The sequence below is a fragment of the Brevibacillus sp. FW306-2-1A-C05A genome (assembly GCF_058781555.1).
Map to the genome: position 1 here is coordinate 529,125 of NZ_JBYSWV010000001.1, position 23,233 is coordinate 552,357.

Genomic DNA, 23,233 nt, shown 5'->3' on the forward strand with positions numbered 1-23,233 from the left:
GTTATGTACAGGAACAGGGAAAAGGCCAAGTCGACTGGTAAACCGACCTGGCCTTTTTCGCGCTTTTGTATAGGCATGTTTTTCAACTGGATTTCTCATCATTGGTGTGTCATCGAGACGTTGCCATGTCCGTGCGCCTCTTCCTCCACAGCGATTCCTGCACCGCCGGCATTCACCGTCCAGGTAATCACTTGGCTGGAGATGACGACGGCCAAAATGGTGTAGAGCATCTCTTTCATCGGTACATACCAGAACGACAGGCCCAACACCATGGCGTCCAGCAACAGAAAAATCGTACCGATCGACAATCCTGTGTACTTGCTGAGCAACAGGGACAAAATATCGTCGCCGCCTGTCGCAGCTCCGTAGCGCAGAACCAGCCCGGTGCCGAGTCCGGTCAATACCCCGGACAACACAGAAGCGAGCGGCATCACTCTGCTCATATCCATCACAATCGGGGAAAACTGTTCGAACAGTTCATAAAACCCGGTAAACGCCAGTGAGGCAAAGATCGTGTCCCAGATGAACTGACGCCCTCGCACTAACCAGGCAACCAGAAACAGCGGGATGTCCAAGAGTAAAATCATCATCGCTGGCGACAGGTCAAAGGCGTATTTGGCCAGTAACCCCAGGCCGACGAAGCCGCCCTCAGACAAGTGGTTCTGAAAGTTGATGTGATAATACGCAAAAGCAAGCAAACATGCTCCAAACAAAATCATACCGTAACGTCGAGTAAATTGCAGCGCTCTCCTCATCATCGATTCCTCGCATTTTTGTCGGTTTTGGCACAGACGACCAACCGACTACGGAGGAACATCGCAAGTATAAGTCGCTACTCATACAAAGGGCCTCGCTTTCGTAGTAGGCTAGTCGTCCAAGTGACGGTCGACTACTACGAAGCTAGATGTAGGAGAGGTCATACCGTTTCCAGATCGTCCTATGGGGACGCATGGTATCCTGATCCTTTCCATTGCTTTTCTTATAGTATAGCACAAAAAAGGGAAAAAGACGACGCGAAACCGTCTTTTCCCCTGCCTAAAAGCGAAACGCCCTGCTTTTGAGTTCCAGCGGAATGCCTGCTGTGAGCAGAAACACCTGGTCGGCCACCGTCGCCAGCCGCTGATTCATCAAGCCTGCCAGATCGCGGAACATGCGCCCTAACGGATACTCCGGCACCAGTCCGGCCCCGACTTCATTTGTGACAAACAAAATCGTCCCGGGAAAGTCCTCTACAGCCGCAATCAGCTCGTCTGCCTGCGCAAGCGTGCGCGCGAACGCCTCGTCCTGCTCGTGGCGAATCAGCCAGTTGGACAGCCAGACGATCAGGCAATCGACCACGACGACCGCCTGTTTTTGCGCCAGCTCGTCCCGTTGCCCAAGCGAGCGGATCACGTCTGCGAGGGCGTAAGGCTCCTCGATCGTCTCCCAGCAAAACGCGCTCGTTCGCCTGCGCTCGCGATGCCTGGCTACGCGCTCCTGCAGCTCCTCGTCAAAAGCTTGCGCGGTGGCGATATAGACGCCCGATTGCCCCAGATGGGCCGCGTATTTTTCCGCGAAGGTGCTCTTGCCGCTGCGAGCGCCGCCTGTCACGAGTACGATCATCTGTATTCCCCCATTACGACCCGGATTGCAGCATGATTTGCGGCAAACGGTGGACAGGATGCTCCATGACGATCGGCCGCGTCCCGTACACCGCCTCGATCCGGTCGCTTTGCAGCATGTCTGTTGGCGTGCCTACGCCGATCTGCTCGCCTTTGTGCAGCATCAGGATGCGATCGCAATAGAGCGAAGCGAGATTCAGGTCGTGGAGCACCGCGACCACGGTCACCTGCGTCGTCTTTTGCCACTTGCGCACAATGTCCATCAGTTGAATCTGGTAGCCGATATCGAGATAAGTCGTCGGTTCGTCCAGAAGCAGCACCTGCGGCTTTTGCACGAGCGCCTTGCCCAAGGCGACGCGCTGCTTTTCCCCTCCGCTCAGTTGATCCAGCGTGCGATCGGCAAGCGGTGTCAGGCCCAAAAGCTGCATGATCTCGTCGATGAGCGGCCCGACGTCTGTCTGTTCCTCGCCCAGCCAGTTTTGGTACGGGTAGCGCCCCATTTCCAGCACCTCGCGAACGCGAAAGCCGACCGGAGGCAGCCCCTCCTGTTCGAGTACGGCGAGAACCCGCGCCAGCTCCTTGCGCGTATAGCGGCCAACCGGTTTGCCCGCGAGCGTGATTTCTCCCGCATCAGCGGCAATCACACCGGAGAGCATTTTCAAAAGCGTTGATTTTCCGCTCCCATTCGGGCCGATGATGCCAAAAAACTCGCCCTGCTGGACTGTAAACCCGATCTCGCGCAGGACGGACACATCCTGGTAAGACTTTTGCAGCCCGCGCACTTCGATCATGACGCGACTACCTCCTTCCGATCCGTTTGTTTTGCTTCAGCAAATAGGCGAAAAACGGCGCTCCCAAAAACGCAGTCACGACCCCGAGCGGGATTTCTGTCGGCACGAGCAGCATTCGCGCCAGCGTATCCGCCCACAGCACGTACACACCGCCGCAGATGGTCGCCATCGGCAGCAAAATGCGGTAGTCAGGCCCGACCATCATCCGCACCAGATGCGGCACGACCAGCCCGACAAACCCGATGACGCCCGCAATCGAAACCGCCGCTGCAGTCAGGAGCGTAGAGACGAGCAAAATGATGAGCTTCGTCTTGTCGACGTTGACTCCGAGATGCGCCGCCTGCCGCTCCCCGAGCGCAAACAGGTTCAACGAGCGGGCATAGCCAAGCAGCACGAGCACGCCGATCAGCAAATACGGGACCAGGACGTACGTGAAGGCCCAGCCGCGAAACGACAGGCTTCCCATCAGCCAGAAAACGATCTCGTTCACCGTCTGATCCGACAGCGACACCATGAAGGACACGAGCGAGCCGAGAAACGCCTGAATGACGACGCCAGACAAAATCAGCGTCTCCGTCTGCAGCTTGCCTTGCGTCTTGGCGAGGGCAAGCACAATCCACAAGCTGACAAGCCCCGTCAAAAAGGCGACGACAGGCGTGCTCCACTCTCCAAGAACAGCAAACTGCAAGCCGAACAGGATCAGAAAAGCCGCCCCGACGGCCGAACCGGACGCTACGCCCATCGTGAACGGGTCCGCAAGCGGGTTGCGCAGCACGCCTTGAAAGCCCGCGCCCGCAAGCGACAGGCAAGCTCCGATCAAAATGGCCAGTACGACGCGCGGAAAACGCACCTTCATCACGATCTGCTCGGACGACTCCGGCCATGTCGCCGGAATCCACTCCGACATGCCGGGAAGCTGGTGCAAGAGGATGAGCCATACTTGCGAAAGAGAGAGCGACGCCGCCCCCATCGAAATGCTGACCACCACGGATACGAGCAGCACAAGGCTGCTCGCTCCTCCCCATATAAGCCATTGCTTTTTCATTTTTATTTCACCAGGTCAGGATAAATCGCTTTAGCTACCTCGATCAAACCTTGTGTAATGCGCGGGCCTGGGCGCGCCAGCAGGTTTTGGTCCATTCCGAACACTTGCTTCTCGCGGATCGCCTTCATCGTATCCCAGCCGTTGCGCTTTGCGATGATCTCTTCCAGCTTCGTGCCCGTCTTGTCATCCGTAATGCCTTTGGCGTACAAAATGACGTCGGGATCGCTTTTCAAAATCTTTTCCTCGCTGATCGGGTTCCAGCCCTCTGTGTCGGCCGCAATGTTCGTCCCGCCTGCCAGCGTCACCAGCTCGTCGAGAAACTCCCCTTTGCCCACGGTCCAGCCTGGCGCAAACTCCAGGTACACTTTTTTCTTGTCTTCCGGCTTCACCGCTTTGACGGCTTCCTGTACGCGGGCGATATCCTGCTTCATCGCGGCGACGACTTTTTCCGCCTGCTCCTGTCGGTTGGTGATAACCCCCATCGTCAAAATGTTGTTCAGGATGTCATCCACTTTTTTCGGATGCGTGACGTACACTGGCATGCCGAGCGATTTCAGCTTGTCGGCAACCGGCTTTTCCATCGAAATTCCGCCGATGACCAGATCGGGCGACTGGGCGAGAATCGCTTCTTCGCTCGGCTTGACGACTCCGCCCACTTTTGGCTTCGTGCTCGCTTCTGCCGGATAGTCGTCGAAGTCGGAGACACCGACAATCCGCTCGTTCAAGCCGAGCGCGAACAAGATTTCCGTCTCTGCCGGGGAAGTCGAGACGATTCGTTGCGGCTCTTTTGCCACGGTCACTTCTTTTCCGGTCGCGTCTGTGACGGTAAGCGGGTAGACGGTCTGCTTGGCAGCCGCGTCCTGTGGCGCTGTCTGCAGTGCTTCTGCCTGCGGAGCAGGTGCCGTCTGGGTGTTGCCGCCGCAGCCGACGAGACTTGCAGCAAGCACCAGCGGGCTGAGCAGTTTCCATGCGCGTTTCATATGTATGACTTCCTTTCTGTGCGACTGGTTGATTCTTAGCAAACAAAAACCCTTCGCTTCCAACCGGAACCAAAGGGTCGACATGTCAGGCTCATCCATGCTCACGCAAAAAAACGTCCTGAACGGGCCGAACCTTTCCGCGAAGGCGCAGGCACATCAGGCAAACAGGCAGGTCTCCTGGCTTGGCAGCTATTGCGACAGCCGCTTTACAGTGGCGGGACCGCGCCGGACTTGCACCGGCTTCCCTTTTCACCTCGTCCTTTGGCAAGGACCAAGGCACCTGTTTGCGCGTATTCAATTGCAATGGCCTACAACTGCTAAGACTCATCCATCATGATAGCATTCCTTTGCCAAAAAAAGAATGCTTTTTCGCTGCTGCCACGGCTACGTAAGCCCATGCTGCCCGTCTCGTACCCGCTGTCTGGCGTCTCCCGCTATTTCCTGCGCTTTTGCAAATAGTCGACAATTCCCATCGCACATACTTGCAAATCGAGCCGCAGCACGTCCAGCACCTCATGCCCGTCGCCGATCCCGAACGATTGCAGATGCGCCAGTACACGCCCGAACAGCCGCTCCGCCAGTTCGCCATCGCCGAGTCCGGCGGCTACGACCGCCTCCCCTTCCGCGACAAAGACAGGAAGCCACTCGCGCACCTGCCGATAGACGTCGGCAACATCGTCAGTCATGCCGAAATGCCCGAAATAGATTCGCGCAAGCCCGCGCTGTTCAAAGCGTTCCACGGAGCGCAGCATCGCCTGCGGGTCAAACTGGTTCGGCGAGGTGGACGGCAGGACGAAGTGAATCCCGTCCCGTTGAAGCTGCAGATAGAAGACACCCGCTGTATCTCCCGTGAACATGCCGCGGCTGACCGGGTCGTAAATGCTGAAATGATGGTTGGCATGTCCCGGCGTGTCCCAAAATTCCAGGACAGAGTTGGCGCCAATTTGCAGCGTCTCCTGGTCGGCGCGCACGATGATCCGCTCTTCGGGAACGGCGACAATCGGGTCGAACAGGCGGTCAAAATCGTCGTGATACACCGCTCTGGCGCCCGCGATCAACCGGCTCGGGTCCACCAGATGGCGCGCTCCTTTTGGATGCACCACGATTTTTGCCTGCGGGCACTCGCGCAATAAAAGTCCCGCTCCCCCCGCGTGATCGAGGTGAATGTGCGTCACGATGATGTACTTCACTTGCTCCGGGGAAAATCCGAGCCTGCGCAGCCCTTCCCGTATGTACGGGACAGAAGGACTCGGCCCTGTCTCGACCAGGGTCAGCTCGTCCTCGGCGATGACGTACGTTCCCGTCCGCTGCGCCCAGCCCATATCAAACCCGTCGATCAGATGGATGCGATGCCCCAGGAAAATCGGTTCTGTAGCTTTCATGTATACCCTCCTCGTTGTTTTAGGAATATTTCCACTTTATCATCTATTCTACAACGAGGCGATAGACCCCTTTGCCGCTAGCGGCACGAAGCGATACAGGCGACCTGTCCGTTCGTCATTTGCACCAGTTGCTCGGGAGTCAGTCGAAACACCGCTTTCGGATGCCCTGCCGCCGCCCAAATGACTTCATAGCGGCTGTTCGCCGTCATTGCTGTACGCGTGGGGGACGTTGCCCGTGAAGCGAATCGCGTCCCCTTCGCCGAGGCGAAACGTCTCTTCCTTGATTTTCAAGGCAAACCGTCCGGCGCTGACGCTTATATACTCGTAAACACCGTCATTGTGCGGCATGGAGAGATAGCTCGCGCCCGGGTCCAGCTCGAACAGATTATATAACGCAACAAACAGAAAAGAAAAGCGGTTGGGCGGCTCCCTGCTGCTCGCCCGCTGTCTGTTCACGGTAACACGCGTTCAGCGCGAAAAAACTCGACCTCGATGGACGGATGGCTCACTCCCTTGGGCCAAAAGTTTTCATCAGCGAAAAAATTCCGGTTCCAGCCAAGGGGCGTGAGCCAGGCCAGCTTGGGCATGAAACAGGCATGAAAAAACACCGCCCCAATCGGATCGAAGCTTTCCGATCTGATTCAGGGCGGTGCGCGGTTTGTTTTTCTCGACGCTATCGGCTGTCTACGCTTGCGTATAAATCACGACCGCATCGCGGAGAAACGCCGCCAGTCCCGGCTGGGTTTTATCGTAGTAGGCGGTGAAGCGCGGGTCGTCCACATACATTTGCGCCACCCCGGCGTGCGCTTCCTTGCTGTAACTGTCCCAGTAAAACGTCAGCCACTGGCGATGCAGGTCGGCCGCTTTCTGCGCAAGCTCACTGCCCGGATCTCCCGTGGCAAACGCCTCTTCCAGCGTCTTGTGCAACTCTGCGTTCAACTGCTCAAGCCGGTTGTACTCTTCCTCGGTCATTTCCTTGAATTTCCGGTTGGAACGGTCCACCTGCTCGTCGCCGTATTTGGCGCGAATTTCTTGCCCGTACTGCTTCTCGTTGTCATCAATCAGTTGCTGCTTGAAGCCTTCGAATTTTTGTTTGTCCGTCATCGTTTTCGTCCCCTCTCTTTGCGCTAAGGTTAGATCGACATTGGCGATCAGCCGATCGAGCTGAGCCCGTTTGTCCAGCAGCTTCGCGCGGTGCTCCCGCAGTGCCTGGACGGCGTCGAAGGTCGGCGAGCTGACAATTTCCTTGATCTCCTCCAAGCTCACACCCAACTCGCGGTAGAACAAGATTTGCTGCAAGCGATCCACTTCTGCCTGCCCGTAAATGCGATACCCGGATGAATTGATTCTCGCCGGCTTGAGAAGGCCAATCTCATCGTAGTATCGGAGCGTCCGGGTACTGACGCCCGCCAGGAGACCCAGCTTTTGCACCGTATATTCCATCTTCCATCCCTCCTGACAAATTCATCGTACACATTTACGCACCGTCAAAGTCAACCGTAGTTCTGTCAGGAAAAATATGTTAACCTATTGGTAAGCCACTGGAAAAAGGGGGACTTTCGAATGCTCTATACCCTCGTTGTTATTTTGGCTGTTCTCGGCGCCGCCTACTTTTTGACAGGCTCGATCAGCCTGCGGGCAAGAGACAAACACGCAATCCGGCATTACGACGATGACGCCTATGCGCAGCAGACGATGAACCATCTGAGTCATCACAACCACAATCCGTTTTGAGCGCCATGAGAAAACCAAAGGCTGTGCCGATGACTTGGCGCAGCCTTGGTTGCCCTTATCCTGGATGAGAATCTGATCCGTTTTTATTTGATAGGAAAAAAGGCTGCCCACATTTCGCGGGCAGCCTTTGTGTTTTTTGGTATTTCGGTAGCGTATTTTTAGAGAGCCTGGAATGTATCTGTCAATACAGGCACGATCTGCTTCTTGCGGGAAACGACTCCTTTGAGAACGGCTTTGTTGTCAACCAGCGTGACGTTGTACGCCTTTTCTACCGCTTGTGTAGCCGTACCGAGCGCCAGCGCCACAGAGTCGTTGTTCAGGATGTCGGTTACGACGAACACGAACAGGTCTAGACCTTTGTCCGCGATGATGGCGGAAATAGCCGCTTCCAGTTCGCCTTGGCGAGCCAGCACGTCATTGACGTCTACTGCGTTGACTTGGGCGATTTCCACTTTCGCGTTGCCCATTTGAAATTCTTTGGCATCGAGGGAGAGCAGTTGGGCGATGGTTTTGTCGCTCAAATCTGCGCCTGCCTTGAGCATTTCCAGTCCGTACGCTTGCAGGTCCACACCTGCGATTTCCGCCAGTTCATGGGCAGCGGCTACGTCTTGCTCTGTGCAGGTCGGGGATTTCAGCAGCAGCGTGTCGGAAATGATCGCGGACAGCATCAGACCCGCGATGTCTTTTGGAATCTCCACGCCGTTTTCTTTGTACATTTTTTTCAAGATGGTCGTGGTGCAGCCGACAGGCTCCGCGCGGAAGTACAGCGGATTGCTTGTCTCGAAGTTCGCGATGCGATGATGGTCAATTACCTCGACTACTTGCACCTGCTCGATGTCGTTTGCGCTCTGTTGACGCTCGTTGTGGTCCACGAGGATTACTTCGTTGACTTCGTTCGCCACGGTTTCCACGAGGCGAGGCTCTTTTACCTGGAAGTAGTTCAGGACGAACGCCGTCTCGCTGCTGATGACACCGAGGCGAACTGGCTCTACGTTTGCGCCGAGCTTCGTTTTCAGATCAGCGTAGACGAGCGCCGAGCAAATGGAATCCGTATCTGGATTTTTATGACCGAAGATTAGCTTTTTTTCCATCATCCATACTCCTTAGTCGTATATTGGCGTCAAAATTATACCACAATCTAGCGGGTAATCCCAAGTAACATTATAGGTTCTACGCTGATGAATGGGAATACGGAATTGCCAGAAAATGAAAAAACCGGCCTTATCGTCTGGACAAAGGCCGGTTTGCGGTTTGCTGCGGACTGTGCTCGCGCGTTACAACTTAGTCGTCCCACTCCATGCTCAAAATCTCGCCAGTCGTAGCCGATATGTCCATCTCGGCTTCCTGTCTGTTGCCTGTGCGGACCTCTACCTCGTAGATGTAGTAGCCGTCGTCTTCGTCCAGCTTGATTTTTTTGATGCTTCCGTTTACTTTGGACAACGCGATTTTTTTCGCTTCCTCCACAGTGATCTTCACCGTTTTCTGCTTGCGCACCGGATCGTTCTCGCGCCAAACCTCGCCCGTTACCGCGTCGACGTAGACGTCGATCTCACGGTAGTTGTGGAAAATCTCCGCCTTGTACACAAGCGTTTTTCCCGCGCGGTCCAGCTTCCATTCCTTGATGACGCCAGGCTGGACGCCCAGGGCCAGTTTTTGCGCCTGCTCAGACGTGATGCGGATTTGCTTTTCCCAACCGAACGGAACGTCGTCATCCACGTGCAAATAGTTGAAGCTGGTCGGCTGCTGGTTCGGCTGAGGATTGTGCTGGTATGTCTTCGCCATGGCTGACGCGCCAAGGCTCCCCACGACGATTGCACCTGCTGCTATCATAATGACGTTTCTCTTCATGTTTCTCTCTCCTTTTTTTCTACTGACCTCATCGTACAAGAGGCAGATGAGCAGAAAGCGAGAGAAAGATTAAAATTTGATGAGAAAGCCTTTAGTCCTCCCACATGATCGACAGCACTTGTCCGGTGAGCGGGTCGACGGCGACCTTCACTTCCCGGTTTTCGGCGGTGACGACCTCTACCTCGTAGACGGCCATCCCATCCTTCTGCTCCACCTCGATGCCGTCAAACGTCCCGGCTACTTGTTGCAAAGCGATTTCTCGCGCCCGGTCGAGGGAAATGCCGCTTTTGGCAATCTCGCTAGTTGGCGCTGGCGAAGCCGGGCGGCTGCCGCCTTCCTCCGCTGTCTGCGGCGCTGTTTCTGCGGAAGCAGGCTGCGGCCTGGGCTTTGCCGACAGCAGCGTAATGTGGGTGACTTGTCCGGTGAGCGCATCCGCTTGCACGCGATACGTTCCGGTTTGATTTTCCACTGTCCCCGCGTAGACCTCCCTGCCGTCCTCTGTCGTCAGCTCAAAAGCTGTCTTCGCCTTGCCGTATCTGGCTTCCAGCGACTTCGTGATTTCTTCGCTCGTGCGTTTCTTGTCCTGCTCGCCTGCCGCAAGCTGCGACACGCCGAACACGGCTCCCGCCACCAGCGCCAGTCCGATCATCCCGATCGCATGGTTTCGCTTCATTCGCTCTCCCCCGCTTTCTTTTGGGTCGCACTCGGCAATGTCACGGTAAACGCGCTGCCTACCCCGACCTCACTGCGCACATCCAGCCTGCCGCCGTGCACGTCGACAATCCGCTTGGCGATCGACAGGCCGAGCCCTGTGCCGCCTGTATCGCGTGCGCGCGCTTTGTCCACCCGGTAAAAACGGTCGAAAATGTGGGCAAGGTCTTCCGGCGGGATGCCCACCCCTTGATCGATCACAGACAGCGTCACCGTGTCCGCCTGCTCGGCAATCTCTACCCGGATCGCCTCCGTGCTGTAGGTCAGCGCATTGTCGAGCAAAATGACCAGCAACTGCTTGAGCCGCTGCTCGTCGGCGAGCACGTGAATCCCCGGCGTTTGCGCCTCGACGCGAATCTCCTGCTCGTAGGTGCGCCGCATCCATTTGCTCGTCTCCTCGCACAGCTTTTCCACGTCTACCGCCTGCACGTCCAGATTCGACTCCTCGTCCGGGTTCGCCAGCATCAGCATTTGCCGGGTCAGCTTTTTCATCCGCACAGCTTCCGAGTAGATAGCCTCGACGGATTCTTCCAGCAGCTCCGGCTTGTTCATGCCCCATCTTTTCAGCATCGTCGCATAGCCTTCGATCACGGTGAGCGGCGTCTTCAACTCGTGGGACGCGTCCAGCACAAATTGCTGCTGCTTGACAAAATGTTGCTGCAAAATGTCCATCATTTTGTTGAACGTGTTTCCCATCTGGTACAGCTCGTCGTTTGATCTGGCCGGCAGCTCCAGCTTTTTGAACTGGCCTTTGCGCTGGATTTCTTCCATCGTGCGAATGAGCGAGTTAATCGGTCCGACGATGAGGTTGCCGAGCATTTTGCCCGCCCAAAACGAAGGCAAGAGCACGACAAGCGAAGCGATCAAGAGCACGACGAGCAGCACCTGCATCGTCTCCTGCACCTGCGGCAAGGCCGTCGTCACCTCCATCGACATGACGCTGCCGTCTCCCGCGATCAGCGGCATCTGCCCGATGGCGTAGAGCACGCCGTCTTTTTCCTCGATCCGGTACGTTTCTTGCGGGCTGAACGCAGGCGGCCACTTGCCGTAGGCCAGCTCCTTCGTCGCCGTCACCACTGCGCGGGACTCGGCGTTTACGATGCGGATCATGTCGATCGGGGACAAATACGCCTGCAACAGCTCGGCCGGCTCGGCCTGACTGCCCGCTTCATGCAGCCGCTGGGCGATGTTTTCGGTCTGGAGTTGCAGTCTTTCCAATTCCAGGTCGGTCGTTTGTTTGTAAAACAGCCAGTAAATCGACGTGTTGATGAGACATAAAGTCAGCACGAGCCACACCGTCGAGAACAGATGGATTTTGCTGCGAATCGTCATCGTTTTTTACTCCTTCAACGCGTAGCCGATTCCGCGCACCGTCTGGATCAGCGGCGGATGGGCAGGATCGTCCAGCTTTTTGCGCAAATACCGGATGTACACGTCGACGACGTTGGTGTCGCCGTAGTAGTCATAGCCCCATACCTCCGTCAAAATTTGCTCCCTGTCCAGCACCTGATTGACGTGCCTGGCCAGGTAGACGAGCAGGTCGAACTCCCGCGGCGTCAGCTCCACCACCGTTTCCCCGCGCATGACGATCCGCTTTTTTTCATCGATAAAAAGATCGCCGACCTTGAGCGGCGCCTCTTCTTCTTCCTTTTTCCTGACGCCCGCCGCCACACGCAGGCAGGCGCGGATTCTCGCCAACAACTCCTCGATGGCAAACGGCTTCGTAATGTAGTCGTTGGCTCCCAAGTCGAGGCCGCTCACTTTGTCGGGAAGCGAATCCCGGGCGGTGACCAGAATCACCGGAGTGACGCTGTCCGATGCGCGAATGCGCCTGAGCACCTCCATCCCGCTGAGCTGCGGAATCATCACGTCCAGCAAGACCAAATCCCACGGCTCGCTTTTGAACCACTCCAGTCCGGTTGCCCCGTCCTCGGCCGTCTTCACTTCATAGCCTTCGTACTCCAGCTCCAGCTTCAGGAGACGGGCGATTTTTTTCTCGTCTTCGATCAGTAATATTTTGGCCTGGTTCATGTTGACGCCTTCCTCTCTGCCGATACCCAATGACACATCGTGCAAAATGTGGTCTGATACCGTAGATTAAACCATAAAAGTTTGCTCGGGTGCGCATTTTTTTCCAGCGGTCCGGGCGCTTTTTACGAAAAGGCGCGCTGCTTGAACCCCGATGCGGCCGCCTCTTCGTTTCCCCGATTCGGTCCGTTGAAACAGGCGGGCAACGGGTGAAGTTTTCTTTTTGACTGACTACCATTTAATTACGGTGACAGGTTTGACTGATAACTTGTCGGATGCTTTAATGAACAGGAGGTGATATGACCGATGCCAAGAATTTCGAAAGATCCTCTCGTCCGCCGCAATGAAATTCTCGACACTGCCGAAGCCTTGTTCAACCGGGTTGGCTATGAAAAAACATCCACGATCGACATTGCCAAAACGATGCAGGTCGCGCAGGGGACGCTGTACTATTACTTTGAATCCAAGGACGCTCTCGCCAGCGCCCTGATCGCGCGGCAACTGGAGCAAATCCGGGAGCACTATGCGCGGATTGCCCGCGCCCCACACCTTACCGCCTACGAAAAAATCGCCTGGGTGTTCGTCTACGAGCTGGACGCTCCGACCGGGCATGTGGAAAACTTCAAATATTTGCAGCATGACAACAACGCCGTACTCCGGCAAAAACTGTACATCCAAACCATTTGCAAGTTCACGCCGATCTTGACGGAAATCATCGTCCAGGGCAACCGTGAACAGCGGTTTCGCGTCGCCAACCCGGCGCTTGCTGCCGAGTTTTTTCTCAGCACCTTGCACCATTGGGCGGACTCGGCCCTGTTCAAATGGACGCCCGAAGAACGCCGCCTGCGTCTGCAGGCGATCCAGCCGATTTTTGAAAACTTGTTTGGGGTCGCGCCAGGCTCGTTTGCGCTGGAAGCACTTCGCGCCGCCGCGCGCGGCATTGCGCAGGACAACTGACAATCACGCGCGCGATTGCCGCCGAGCGCTGGCTACGTACGCGATGAGCGAGCGACCTGCTCAGGCAAAACGGCCCCAGCCTGCCCGAAAACCGTCCAAAATGCCGAAATGGCAGCTTTGCATCCCGGCCCAGGCAAGCCTTACAATATAACCAGAGCAGCGATCATTTGCCACGATCGCCAAGATCAGGAAAGAGAGTGTGAAACACGTGTAACCGTATCGTTTCTGCCATTTTTCTGTTGGAAAACACCGTGAAAATGAGAAGGAGAAACGATTTTCGTTGGAATCACCCATTTGGAAAGCTATCTTTTTTTGAACGTATCTGGTTGTGACCATGCAAGCCGTCGTCAGCTCGATGATTACGCTGGAAGTGACAAACCCGGCGCGCGTGCAAGTCGCTGGACCGCCGAACCAAGTTTTCGGTTCGGCTCCTAGCGAATGGTCGCCGAACCGAAAATCATAACTAGAAAAGAACCAAAACGCGCCCGGACATTGCTCGCCTTGCCAAATGTCCGGGCCTTTTCACGCCAAAAAGCGATCCCTCTCACGTACAGGAAGGAGTCTGTCATGCGAAAAGTCGAAGTCCGCCCCTACGATCCGCGCTGGCAAGCCTTGTTTGCCGCGGAAGCCGAGCTGCTGCGCCAAGTATTCCAGGACAACCTCATACAGATTCATCACATCGGCAGTACAGCCGTGCCCGGGCTGAAAGCAAAGCCGATCATCGACCTGTTGCCAGTCGTGCGCGATATCGGGCGCGTCGATGAGACAAACGAACAGATGCGCTCGCTAGGCTACTTGCCAAAAGGCGAGTTCGGCTTGCCCGGCAGACGGTATTTTGCCAAAGGCGGCGACGAGCGCACCCATCACGTCCACGTTTACGAGCAAGACCATCCGGCGATTCGGCGCCACCTGGCGTTTCGCGATTACTTGCGCGCCCATCCTGACTGTGCCCGGCTGTACGGGGAGCTGAAGGAGCAGTTGGCAGAGCAGTTCCCGTACGACGCTGCCAGCTATGTCGCAGGCAAGCATGAGCTGGCCTGGTCTCTGGAGCAAAAGGCGCTGGCCTGGAAAGCGCGTGGCGCCAACTAAGCGCCCACGAAAAAAACGCCGGGCGTCTATGGGATGACCGGATCGTCGTTGTTCTTGATTTGTCCATCCGTCCAATCCTTGCACTCTATGCGGAATACCGCCCCCGGATTGACCGATACCGTAGCGGGAATGTCAGGATGCCATCGGTTGTGGCCGGGTGTATCCTGTTCCTCCATCGGTTTGTTCAGGTCGACGCGAAATAATACTTCTGGCATGCTGCATCCTCCTTTTTTTGCTGAAGAATGAGTGTCGCTCCCTCTCCTTGGAAGCAACGTGCATGCCAACAGACGGAAAATTCACAAAATTTACCCATCACGCTTCTTTTGCCTATATTTTCCTGTATAATAGGGAAGAGAAGCCTGTCGCAAAACGGGTCAGCTACTGGCTTTCTTTTCTCGTTGTCTCCCCTGTCCTGCTTGTATTGCCTCATTGGTTAACGGAAAAATTGTTTGCGTGTTTCACTTTCGAACACTTGTCCTGCGATCGGACAACGAAAACAAACCATTTACCAAGAAGGGATGCGAGTACCATTCTCGAAGCCGACGTGCCACTCTCGTTTATCGGGGCTTCATCCGTCATCGACCGTTCGCAACATCGCGCTGCCTCTCAACCTCTCGCTGTCGCCAAGCCTCCTGCCGATTCTTTGAATCTATCGCAACCTGCCACGCCTTCTTCGCGCCCTCTCTCGCAGACCGAGGCAGATTGGCGCAGGCTCTTGCTTTTTTGGGCAGAAAAAAGTCACGAGCACCTCATCGCCCTCGACGAGTCCCGGACAGTCATGTTTGCCACCCGGCTTGCTGGCGAACGATTCGGCATCCGCGCCGGGATGACGCTGGACGAACATTGGCAAGATGCGCTGCGAAAAGACTGGACCTTCGAGGAACAGACAACAGAAGGAGCTGCCCCTATGTGGATTTATCTTCTTCGCCGACGCCCTGCTTCCTCGCCCGCCCAGCAACAACCGACACTTTTCCCAGCCATCGCCACGAAAAGCCCGCTGTACCAAAAACAGTTGCAGACGGCGCGAATCGCCGCCCACTCGCTCTCCCATACGCTGCTCCTGGGCGAAACAGGCTCCGGCAAAGAAGTGCTGGCCAGAGCCATTCACGACGCCAGCCCGCGCAAAAACGGGCCGTTTGTCGCAGTCAATATCGCTTCTCTCCCCAAAGATTTGATTGCGAGCGAGCTGTTTGGCTACGCAGACGGCGCTTTTACCGGGGCCAAAAAAGGAGGGCAGCCCGGCAAATTTGAAGCCGCCAGCCACGGTACACTGTTCCTCGATGAGATCGGGGAAATGACGCTGGAGCTGCAAGTCTTGCTGCTGCGTGTGCTGGAGGAACGGAAAATTACGCGGCTTGGCTCGCACACCGAAAAAGAGCTGGACGTGCGGATCATCGCCGCCACAAACCGCTTTCTGGAGGACGATGTGCAAAACGGCCTGTTTCGCGCGGACCTTTACTACCGCTTGAATGTGCTGCAAATTCGCATCCCGCCGCTGCGCGAGCGAAAGGAAGACATCGCCTCTTTGGCAGAGCAGTTTCTCCACCAGTTGCACGAGCAATACGAGGGCGGCCCCACGCAACTGTGCGAAACAGCCATGACTGCCCTGCATCGCCATTCCTGGCCGGGAAATGTGCGCGAGTTGCGCAATGTGCTGGAGCGCGCCTTTTTGCATGCCTTCCCCGACCCGCAAATTTCGGTTCAGCATCTCCCGCCTGATTGGACATGGCTCGGGCAGAACGAAGCGGACGCGCAGGCAGACCATTCGCCTCTGTTGCGCACGTTGGAGCGGGAAACGATCCAGCAAGCGATCCGCGAAGCCCCTTCCATCAGCGCCGCCGCGAAAAAGCTCGGCATCGCCCGCAGCACGCTGTACCGCAAGATGAGCGAACTTGCCATTGGGCCGTGCAGCGAAAGCCATGTGTGACGCTTCGGCTTCGCCTCGCCTATGCTTGTAGACAGCTCGCCCGACGGCCCGCTACGAATTTAATTTGCCAAGGCGCGCCTGATGACCGCGCTCGCTTCCGCTGCTACGCGGTCGTCGCCCGTGTCTTTTGCCTGCATGTAAATCAGCATCGGGATGTAGACGGCAATCAGACGCGCCAACAGCTTCGTCTCTTCATCGACTTCGCCGTATGCGCGGAAAAAGCCATCCCTTGCCTGTGGCGGCAAAAAGCTGTAGGCAATGCTCAGATCGCAGCCGGGATGACCGATGTTCATGTCTCCCCAGTCGATAATGCCCGCGATTTTTCCATCGGGAGCCACCAGCATGTTTTTAAAGTGCAGGTCGCCGTGCATCAACACTTCCTTCGGCTGAATCTGCTCCACGCCAAGCCCCTGCAAATAATCCGCAATCAGCGCGCGATCGGCTTCCGCAAAAGGAATGTCCGTGTCAGCCAGAAACTGCTGCATTTTTTCTTTCCGTCCCCGAATATCCAGCAATCCGCGCTGGTCAGTGGGCGCACCGTTTTCTTTGGCCACCTGGACGGGGAATGCGTGCAAGTTTTTCAAAAAGCGGGCAAGCACGAGCGCAGACGCCGCGCGCTGCTCCTCTGGCAACCCAAGCGGAAAATTCCCGGCGATGTACGTATAGCCGAGAAACGGCAATGGATACGCTGCGCTGCCCTCCCCGTAAAAAAGCGGTTTTGCATACGGGAGCGTAAGAAACGGGCCAAGCTTGGGCAAAAGCCTGCCTTCCAGCTCGATCAGCTCCACAGCGATTTTTCTGCGCGGGAAGCGAAAAACGTATTCCTCGCCAACTACATAGACGATATTGTCCCATTCGTCCCCGAGACGCCTTACCTGTTTCAAGGACAATGCGGGAAACTGGCTGTAGATCAAGGCTTGAGCCAGGTCCTCCGTCACTTGCCATTCCGCATCCCATGGATTTGTACGACTCATTGCTGTTCACCTTCTTTCTTTTTTCTGTTGGTAGTGGTTTGTGGCACAGGGCTCTTGAATATCGCAAACGGCCTCGGCGTACAGCTCGTATTGCTCCATTCGCTGCCGGGCGGATATGTGCGGGTCACTTTCTGCTTTTTGGCTGATTGCCTTTTTTCCGACCGCTTTTTACGGGTAACGTCAGCATGAGCAAAAACCGGGCGAAGTTCATGGCCCCCTTTGCCCTTGCCACTTGTGTGCTCGCCGCCTCGTTTCCCAATCGCCTGCCTGCATCTTACCACTTTATCTGAAAACGTGATGTAAGTTTTCACCATAAGTAAAAGAACGGACCTGTCTATATTCCTTTTTCCGCCTGTCCCTCTTCATTGAGCTGTATTCTCCCTTCCTTTTACTCACCGAATGAAAGCCGGGTGGAAGTGGAATCAAATCGGATGAAAAAGGCGGAAAAAGCAAAGGGAGCAAAACCAGCATGCTGGCTAGCCCACGCCATGCCCTCTCAAGCCGCTGCCAAACGCGCAGCTTGATCCCCTTGCCATTTATTCAAATGCCTGTACCGCTCGAAAAACGGCTGGCTGTGTATGCCCTTATCCCTCCTGCTTCGTTTCGATGGATACCCCTTCTACGTGCTTGCGGCTCATCAGCTTTCGTTTCTTCCGGTTTTCTTTCGTTTCAAACACGATGTCCATGTCGTAGTCCGCCGGGTACAGCTCCTTGCTCTCGATGTGCAGGTTGAGCCGTTTCTGGTTGATTTTGAATTTCTGGTTTTGGATCATCACGCCGACGTTGCCTTTGGCGTCCGCGGTGGAAAAAACAATGCCCGTTCTGCCCAGATACGACACGAAAACGCAATCCCCAATGGCGAACGGCTTTTTCTTTGTCGCGGGTGGCTCTCCGTCGATCTCGGGGGTGGGCGGCAATGGCTGTTGGTCTTGGTTCGATTGCTGCTCGGCTGCTTGCCCCTCAGCTTCTCGCATCGTGACTGCTTGCTTCTCGCTGACTTGCGCCGCTGCCAAAGCCCCCTGCTCGCCCCTTCGCGCACCAGCAAAGCCGCTTTGCGTAATCTCCCGCGAGCGCTTAATCATCTCCGGCGGAATCCCCAGCTTCATGGCGATCACGAACGCGTAGCTCTGGCCCGCTTCGCCGATGCGCAAGCGATAGAGCGGCTGCAGCGTCTCTTCGTCAAACTCCATGCGCGCGTTTTGGAAACCGTCTGTCGCGGCGGCAAAATTTTTGATTTCGTTAAAATGCGTCGTCGCGATCACCGTCGCGCCTCTTCGGTGCAGCTCCTCCAAAATCGCAATCGACAAGCCCACCCCTTCGCCCGGATCGGTGCCGGACGCCATTTCATCGATCAGCACGAGGGTCGAGCTGTCCGTGACCCGCAAGATTTCGATCACATGATGAATATGGGCGGAAAAAGTGCTCAGCGCGTGCTCGATGCTCTGCCCATCGCCGATATCTACCGCGATATTGCGGAAAACAGCGAAGCGACTGCCCTCTCTCACAGGCACCAGCAAGCCGGACTGCACCATCGCGGTCAACAGGCCGACCGTCTTGAGCGCCAACGTCTTCCCGCCCGTATTCGGACCGGTAATGACCAGCGACTTGTAGCTTTTTCCAATCTGAAAATCCAACGGAACCATCTGCCGGCCCAGCAGCGGATGCCGCGCTTCTTTCACGTCGATCAGTCCGTCCTCGTTCAGTTCCACGTTGACTGCGCCCAATGCCAGCGCGTACTTGGCCTTGGCAAACAAAAAATCGTACATGCCGACCGTCTCCACATTTACATGCAGCTCCTGCGAAAATTCCTCCGCGACAGCGGACAGTTGCATCAGCACCTTGGTCACCTCGCGCGCTTCCTCGGCCTTGAGCGCCGCCAGCTCGAACTGTACCGCGCCAAGCTCTGCCGGCTCCATGTAGACAGTTTGGCCGCTCGCGGATTCGTCCACGACACTGCCCGCCACTTGCCTGCGATGCTCTTTTTTGATCGGCAGGACATATTTGCCGTTGCGCTTGCTTATGACGTTCTCCTGCATGATCGAGCGGTATTTGTTCGTGAGCGAATCGAGCTGCCGCTTCAGCCGCTCTTCCATCACGACGATGCGCTTGCGGATTTTCAGCAAATCTTTGCTCGCCGTATCCACGACCTGCCCGTGCCGGATGCACTGCTCGATCTCCGCCTGCAAGCGGCTCAGCGTGTACATCGTCAGCGCGTAGGAGCTGACACGCGGCGCTATTTGCGCTTTGCTCGCCATGTATTTCGAGAGCTGGGCGCAGCTTGCGAGAAACTGGTGCAGGTGCGAAAAATCGGCTTCCGTAAACACATACCCGGTCCCGAGCAGCGACATCATTTGCTCGATTCCTGCAAGCGAAGGAATCGGGACGCTCGCGCCATGCGCAAGCAATGCTTTTGCTTCCGCTGTTTCGTCGAGCTTTTTGCGCAGAACTTTGGCCGAGTCGAGCGGCTGCATGTGCGCGACGTGCTTTTTCCCCACGTACGACACCGCGTACTCCATGAGCGCAGCTTTGATCTTGTCGTATTCGAGGCGTTGCCATGCTTTTTCGTTCAAGGTGAATCGCTCCTTTTTTCGCATCTTTTTTCGCATCTTTTTTTGCTCATCAACAAAAAACGGACGAAGAATGAACAAACGTCATTCTCCGCCCTTTTTGTGGGTGACCCCAAACCAAGCGCGCGCAAACAGCCTCTCTTCCAAACGGCAATCCGCTCACGAAAAAGTGGCTGGGCTGCCGTCAAAAGGACGCAAAAAAACCGCGCTGAAAACAGCACGGATTTGGGCGCAATGATTGGGGGAAAAACCCCTGGAGCATTGGATGATATCCGCTGTTCTTAACAAATTCCAAGGCCGGAAAGTAACCATCACAAATAAACTTTGCCAAACGTGCAAAATTTTCGTGAACTTGCTCCTAGCCTTTTGTATGGAATTGCGTTAGTTAAGAACAACCGCCGACATCAACATCTCTCCCCTGATAAGGTTACTCCCACTATAGCTCACCAAAACAGCCGCCGTCAAGAAAAGCTGCCGCCGCTAGCCGTTCCCCTCGTATTGCCCTTGCGAAGTCAGCAGCAGGGCAGCTTTCTCGTAGCGCTTGCGTCTTTCGTAATCTTGTTCAGTCGGTTCCAAAATCCGCGACAAGTCCATGTTGTCCTCGATATCGCCCAGCTTCACCTGCCTGGCGATCGCATCCTGCTTCGCCCGGCGGATGAAGTCCTCGTAGGCTTCGCCTTCGCGCCGGGTCAGAGCAATCACTGCGGCAATGACCGGTTCGGAAAAGCCTGCCGCCTGCAAATCCGCCACCGTGACAGCGGTGTCTTCCAGCACGTCATGCAGCACAGCCGCGATTTTCGTCTCGTCCGTTGGCATGTTCAGCATCACGCGCAACGGATGGAGGATGTACGGATTCCCGCCTTTGTCTGTTTGCCCCGCGTGCGCCTGTGCCGCGAGTGCAATTGCCTTTTCCAATGTGCTCAACCCGTCTCCTTCGCTTCATTCGTTCTCGGCTTCCTTGGCATGCGGCGTGTCCCGCTTTTTCCTCTGCCTTCTGAGGGCGAGCAAGCACGCATAGTAAAGCAACGAAGCCGTCATCCCCAGCCAGTAAAAAGAAGAAATCCCCTTGAACAACTCTCCTGTTACGAGCCAGAGTAACAAGGCGGTCGCCGCGATTCCGGCTACGGCGTAGAGCAAAGCCTCCAGCAGCACGACCACTCTGCTCCTTTTTCTACTGCGCAAAGGCCGCAGGAGCCAGTCGATCGCGACAGATTGCGGCAGCCCCAATACAAAGACGGTCGGGAATGTGAACATAGCCGTCGGCAGAACCATGAAGCGATCTTGGAAATAGAAGATCGCCGCGCCAAACGTAAACAAAAAGCTGGCCAAAAGCCCCGCCAGAAAACGCTCCGCCATGACAAAACGGCCCCTTTCTACTTGCCTGCTTCCACTTCGATACCGCTTGCGGCCAGCGGCCTCTCGCGAACAAAAAGCTCGGGATACAAAAGGACAAGACCGTTTGCATCCACTGTGATGTTTTGCACAAAAGCGCCCGCGCGATATTCGAACACCGCAGTATCGGCGTCAGACGCAAGCAGCGTGTACTGCTGCCGCACCCGCCGCCAGGTCAGCTCGTAGGCAGAAAAATAGGCGACGTCGATCTCCTGCGGCACGTTCGGAGTAAACGCCAGTCTTCTGATCGGCAGCGTGTTCGTGAACGGCGTACACGAAAGATCAATATCGACGCAGCCTGCCAGCTCGGCAATCGGCTGTCCCGCCTCGTCCGTCCACTGTCCGTTTCCGTCGGACAAAAGACAGAGCGCTTTTTGCCCTCCCCAATGCCGAATTGAAACTTTTCTCGTGGCCCAACTACGATCGAGCACGATTTCATACTGGATTCTCGCGAGCTTGTCCGGTTCGCTCTCCCCGATCACGAAGCTGTCGACTGTCAACTGCTCCTCGCTTTCGCTGATGGCAAGATGCTCATACCCCGCTCCCGTGCTTGGTTTCCAGATTACGTATGTTGGCAGCATGACTCGACCCCCGATCATTTGTTCCCCTACCATTCCAGTCTACCACGACTTGGATGAAAATGGAATCTGGCAAACACCATTGCGCCATGCGAGAATACCTTATTTTTACAAGTGCACAAAGGAGAAACGAAATGGAGATCACTTCATCCTCCCTGACTGAATCGCAAATGCTGACCATCATCCGCGACGGGCTGCCACCGACGAACCAGCCCAAAAAGATCATCATTTTCGGCGTTGGCATGGCTGGACTGGTCGCCGGGTCGCTGTTGAAGCGAGCCGGGCACCGCGTCACGATTGTGGAAGCGTCGGAACGCCTCGGCGGCAGAGTGCTCACGCTGCGCGCGCCTTTTACAGACGGCCACTACCTGGAAGCCGGCGCCATGCGCATCCCCAGCACCCACCAGCTCACGATGGCCTACATCGCCAAGTTCGGGCTGCCTCTCAACAAGTTCATCAACAGCACGCCGAACGATCTCCTTTACGTAAACGGAATCAAAACACGGCGCTGGCTGTACGAGCAACAGCCAGACATGCTGCGCTTCCCCGACGCGCCACACGAAAAAGGCAAGTCGGCTGACGCCCTTGCCCTCATGGCCATCGGGTCGCTCCTCGATTTCATCCGGCAAAATCCGGAGCAACACTGGCCGCTTGTCATCCAGGAATACGATAAATATTCGATGGAGCTATTTTTGCGCCACAATCCGCTCGGTGCGTCCCTGTCAGCGGCGGCGGTCGACAAAATCAAGGTCATGAGCGGCTTTGAAGGCTTTCCCGAGCTGTCTTTTCTGGAAATTTTGCGCGACTTCATCCTTTTCTCGCCCGCTACTCTCTTCTATGAAATAAGCAGAGGGTTTGACCAGCTTCCCCAGTCGTTCGCGCCGGAATTGCAGGAAAACGTTTTGTTCCATCACAAGATGACCAAGATCAGCCAGCGCGGGCCAAAAATCGCCATATCGGGAATCAACCTCGCCTCTTCCCGCTCGTTTCAACTGAAAGGAGATGTCGCGATCGTTACCGTTCCCTTTTCCGTCCTGCAATTTGTCGATGTCGAGCCGACGAGCCTGTTTTCGTTTGGAAAATGGAAGGCGATTCACCAGCTCCACTACGTCTCCGCGACCAAAATCGGCTTGCAGTTTTCGCGCAGATTTTGGGAAGAAGAAGGGCTGTACGGCGGACAGACGATCTGCGACCTGCCTTTGCGCTTTGCCTATTATCCGAGCCACGGGTTTCAGCAGCCTGGCGGGACCATCCTGGCGAGCTACACGTGGGAAGACGACGCGCTGCCGTGGATCAGCATGTCCCACGACGAGCAAATCAGGCAGGTGCTGCGCCAGTTGGCTATCCTCTTCGACGCGCAAGTGTACAGGACGTTTGTGACAGGCGTGGTCCACAATTGGGCGACACAGCCTTTTGCCGCAGGAGGTTTTGCCTTGTTCAAACCGCTGCAGGAGACGGAGCTGTCCGCGTTTTTGACCGCGCAGGAAGGCCCTGTGCCTTTGGCCGGGGAGCACACTTCTCCCCAGTACCACGGCTGGATTCAAGGCGCGATTGAGTCTGGTGTACGCGCGGCGGCTCAAGGACACAGCACGCCTCGGCCCCGTGCGTCAAACGCGTGATGGCACGGAA

25 protein-coding genes, 1 pseudogene and 1 riboswitch are annotated in these 23,233 nt (G+C 56.1%); of the genes and pseudogenes, 6 read left to right on the forward strand and 20 right to left on the reverse strand.

The window, feature by feature from the left end:
• Positions 1-98: 98 nt before the first annotated feature.
• From AC3WJN_RS02760 to AC3WJN_RS02800, 9 genes are all read right to left on the reverse strand, one after another.
• On the reverse strand, positions 99-758 hold the full coding sequence (locus AC3WJN_RS02760; protein WP_007784680.1) for a YitT family protein: 660 nt from the start codon (positions 756-758) through the stop codon (positions 99-101).
• Between the two features lie 277 nt (positions 759-1,035).
• Complete coding sequence (gene cobU, locus AC3WJN_RS02765; RefSeq protein WP_122952935.1) at positions 1,036-1,602, reverse strand: bifunctional adenosylcobinamide kinase/adenosylcobinamide-phosphate guanylyltransferase; 567 nt, start codon at positions 1,600-1,602, stop codon at positions 1,036-1,038.
• A 13-nt stretch (positions 1,603-1,615) separates the two neighbouring features.
• Positions 1,616-2,392 (reverse strand): ABC transporter ATP-binding protein, encoded by a 777-nt coding sequence (locus AC3WJN_RS02770; protein WP_005829098.1) that lies wholly within the window; start codon positions 2,390-2,392, stop codon positions 1,616-1,618.
• A gap of 7 nt (positions 2,393-2,399) precedes the next feature.
• Complete coding sequence (locus tag AC3WJN_RS02775) at positions 2,400-3,437, reverse strand: FecCD family ABC transporter permease (protein WP_122952936.1); 1,038 nt, start codon at positions 3,435-3,437, stop codon at positions 2,400-2,402.
• Positions 3,438-3,439: 2 nt separating this feature from the next.
• Positions 3,440-4,417 carry an ABC transporter substrate-binding protein gene (locus tag AC3WJN_RS02780; protein ID WP_492329217.1) on the reverse strand — a complete coding sequence of 326 codons (978 nt, stop codon included), beginning with the start codon at positions 4,415-4,417 and terminating at the stop codon, positions 3,440-3,442.
• A 150-nt stretch (positions 4,418-4,567) separates the two neighbouring features.
• Positions 4,568-4,716: riboswitch (cobalamin riboswitch) on the reverse strand.
• A gap of 135 nt (positions 4,717-4,851) precedes the next feature.
• Positions 4,852-5,799: an MBL fold metallo-hydrolase gene (locus tag AC3WJN_RS02785; RefSeq protein WP_492329218.1), complete on the reverse strand. Its 948-nt coding sequence runs from the start codon at positions 5,797-5,799 to the stop codon at positions 4,852-4,854.
• Between the two features lie 77 nt (positions 5,800-5,876).
• Positions 5,877-6,008 (reverse strand): YbaK/EbsC family protein, encoded by a 132-nt coding sequence (locus AC3WJN_RS02790; RefSeq protein ID WP_005829104.1) that lies wholly within the window; start codon positions 6,006-6,008, stop codon positions 5,877-5,879.
• On the reverse strand, positions 5,986-6,255 hold the full coding sequence (locus AC3WJN_RS02795; protein ID WP_007784689.1) for a cupin domain-containing protein: 270 nt from the start codon (positions 6,253-6,255) through the stop codon (positions 5,986-5,988). Before AC3WJN_RS02795 ends, AC3WJN_RS02790 begins: the two co-directional genes overlap by 23 nt.
• A 228-nt stretch (positions 6,256-6,483) precedes the next feature.
• Entirely contained in the window at positions 6,484-7,242 is a 759-nt protein-coding gene (locus AC3WJN_RS02800; RefSeq protein WP_122953226.1) for a MerR family transcriptional regulator, read from the reverse strand.
• A gap of 120 nt (positions 7,243-7,362) precedes the next feature.
• Here AC3WJN_RS02800 and AC3WJN_RS02805 point away from each other — a divergent pair, with 120 nt between their 5' ends.
• Positions 7,363-7,533 carry a hypothetical protein gene (locus AC3WJN_RS02805; protein WP_005829110.1) on the forward strand — a complete coding sequence of 57 codons (171 nt, stop codon included), beginning with the start codon at positions 7,363-7,365 and terminating at the stop codon, positions 7,531-7,533.
• A 158-nt stretch (positions 7,534-7,691) separates the two neighbouring features.
• Here the strand turns inward: AC3WJN_RS02805 and AC3WJN_RS02810 are convergent, their stop codons facing one another.
• The 5 genes from AC3WJN_RS02810 to AC3WJN_RS02830 all read right to left on the reverse strand — a co-directional run bounded on the left by AC3WJN_RS02810 (position 7,692) and on the right by AC3WJN_RS02830 (position 12,123).
• The gene (locus AC3WJN_RS02810; protein ID WP_005829112.1) at positions 7,692-8,624 is read right to left on the reverse strand and encodes a manganese-dependent inorganic pyrophosphatase; all 933 of its coding nucleotides are present in this window, start codon (positions 8,622-8,624) and stop codon (positions 7,692-7,694) included.
• 190 nt (positions 8,625-8,814) lie between these two features.
• Positions 8,815-9,381, reverse strand: a complete 567-nt coding sequence (locus AC3WJN_RS02815; RefSeq protein ID WP_005829114.1) for a PepSY domain-containing protein — start codon at positions 9,379-9,381, stop codon at positions 8,815-8,817.
• 91 nt (positions 9,382-9,472) lie between these two features.
• Positions 9,473-10,054 carry a PepSY domain-containing protein gene (locus AC3WJN_RS02820; protein WP_005829116.1) on the reverse strand — a complete coding sequence of 194 codons (582 nt, stop codon included), beginning with the start codon at positions 10,052-10,054 and terminating at the stop codon, positions 9,473-9,475.
• The gene (locus AC3WJN_RS02825) at positions 10,051-11,424 is read right to left on the reverse strand and encodes a sensor histidine kinase (protein ID WP_005829117.1); all 1,374 of its coding nucleotides are present in this window, start codon (positions 11,422-11,424) and stop codon (positions 10,051-10,053) included. The genes AC3WJN_RS02820 and AC3WJN_RS02825 overlap by 4 nt, the downstream gene beginning before the upstream one ends.
• Before the next feature lie 6 nt (positions 11,425-11,430).
• Positions 11,431-12,123 (reverse strand): response regulator transcription factor, encoded by a 693-nt coding sequence (locus AC3WJN_RS02830; protein WP_005829119.1) that lies wholly within the window; start codon positions 12,121-12,123, stop codon positions 11,431-11,433.
• Between the two features lie 303 nt (positions 12,124-12,426).
• On the opposite strand from AC3WJN_RS02830, the gene AC3WJN_RS02835 reads away from it, so the two are divergent.
• The 3 genes from AC3WJN_RS02835 to AC3WJN_RS02845 all read left to right on the forward strand — a co-directional run bounded on the left by AC3WJN_RS02835 (position 12,427) and on the right by AC3WJN_RS02845 (position 14,166).
• Positions 12,427-13,077, forward strand: coding sequence for a TetR/AcrR family transcriptional regulator (locus AC3WJN_RS02835; protein WP_327921368.1), 651 nt, complete (start codon positions 12,427-12,429; stop codon positions 13,075-13,077).
• A 334-nt stretch (positions 13,078-13,411) separates the two neighbouring features.
• Entirely contained in the window at positions 13,412-13,540 is a 129-nt protein-coding gene (locus AC3WJN_RS02840) for a hypothetical protein (RefSeq protein ID WP_431809893.1), read from the forward strand.
• Between the two features lie 104 nt (positions 13,541-13,644).
• On the forward strand, positions 13,645-14,166 hold the full coding sequence (locus tag AC3WJN_RS02845; RefSeq protein ID WP_005829123.1) for a GrpB family protein: 522 nt from the start codon (positions 13,645-13,647) through the stop codon (positions 14,164-14,166).
• 38 nt (positions 14,167-14,204) lie between these two features.
• On the opposite strand, the pseudogene AC3WJN_RS02850 reads toward AC3WJN_RS02845, so the two are convergent.
• Positions 14,205-14,381 (reverse strand): annotated as a pseudogene (locus tag AC3WJN_RS02850) (acetamidase/formamidase family protein); the annotation flags it as partial.
• Between the two features lie 500 nt (positions 14,382-14,881).
• Between AC3WJN_RS02850 and AC3WJN_RS02855 the strand changes: the two are divergent.
• A complete protein-coding gene (locus AC3WJN_RS02855) occupies positions 14,882-16,093 on the forward strand; it encodes a sigma-54 interaction domain-containing protein (protein ID WP_492329219.1) in 1,212 nt (403 codons plus the stop codon).
• A gap of 59 nt (positions 16,094-16,152) precedes the next feature.
• Here the strand turns inward: AC3WJN_RS02855 and AC3WJN_RS02860 are convergent, their stop codons facing one another.
• From AC3WJN_RS02860 to AC3WJN_RS02880, 5 genes are all read right to left on the reverse strand, one after another.
• Positions 16,153-17,067, reverse strand: a complete 915-nt coding sequence (locus AC3WJN_RS02860) for a phosphotransferase (protein ID WP_492329220.1) — start codon at positions 17,065-17,067, stop codon at positions 16,153-16,155.
• Between the two features lie 584 nt (positions 17,068-17,651).
• Positions 17,652-19,637 (reverse strand): endonuclease MutS2, encoded by a 1,986-nt coding sequence (locus tag AC3WJN_RS02865; protein WP_492329221.1) that lies wholly within the window; start codon positions 19,635-19,637, stop codon positions 17,652-17,654.
• Positions 19,638-20,114: 477 nt separating this feature from the next.
• A complete protein-coding gene (locus AC3WJN_RS02870) occupies positions 20,115-20,558 on the reverse strand; it encodes an HD domain-containing protein (RefSeq protein ID WP_007784707.1) in 444 nt (147 codons plus the stop codon).
• A 15-nt stretch (positions 20,559-20,573) separates the two neighbouring features.
• Entirely contained in the window at positions 20,574-20,990 is a 417-nt protein-coding gene (locus tag AC3WJN_RS02875; protein ID WP_005829135.1) for a hypothetical protein, read from the reverse strand.
• Between the two features lie 17 nt (positions 20,991-21,007).
• A complete protein-coding gene (locus tag AC3WJN_RS02880; protein WP_005829137.1) occupies positions 21,008-21,607 on the reverse strand; it encodes a putative glycolipid-binding domain-containing protein in 600 nt (199 codons plus the stop codon).
• Positions 21,608-21,738: 131 nt separating this feature from the next.
• On the opposite strand from AC3WJN_RS02880, the gene AC3WJN_RS02885 reads away from it, so the two are divergent.
• Positions 21,739-23,223 (forward strand): flavin monoamine oxidase family protein, encoded by a 1,485-nt coding sequence (locus AC3WJN_RS02885; protein ID WP_492329222.1) that lies wholly within the window; start codon positions 21,739-21,741, stop codon positions 23,221-23,223.
• Positions 23,224-23,233: the final 10 nt, after the last annotated feature.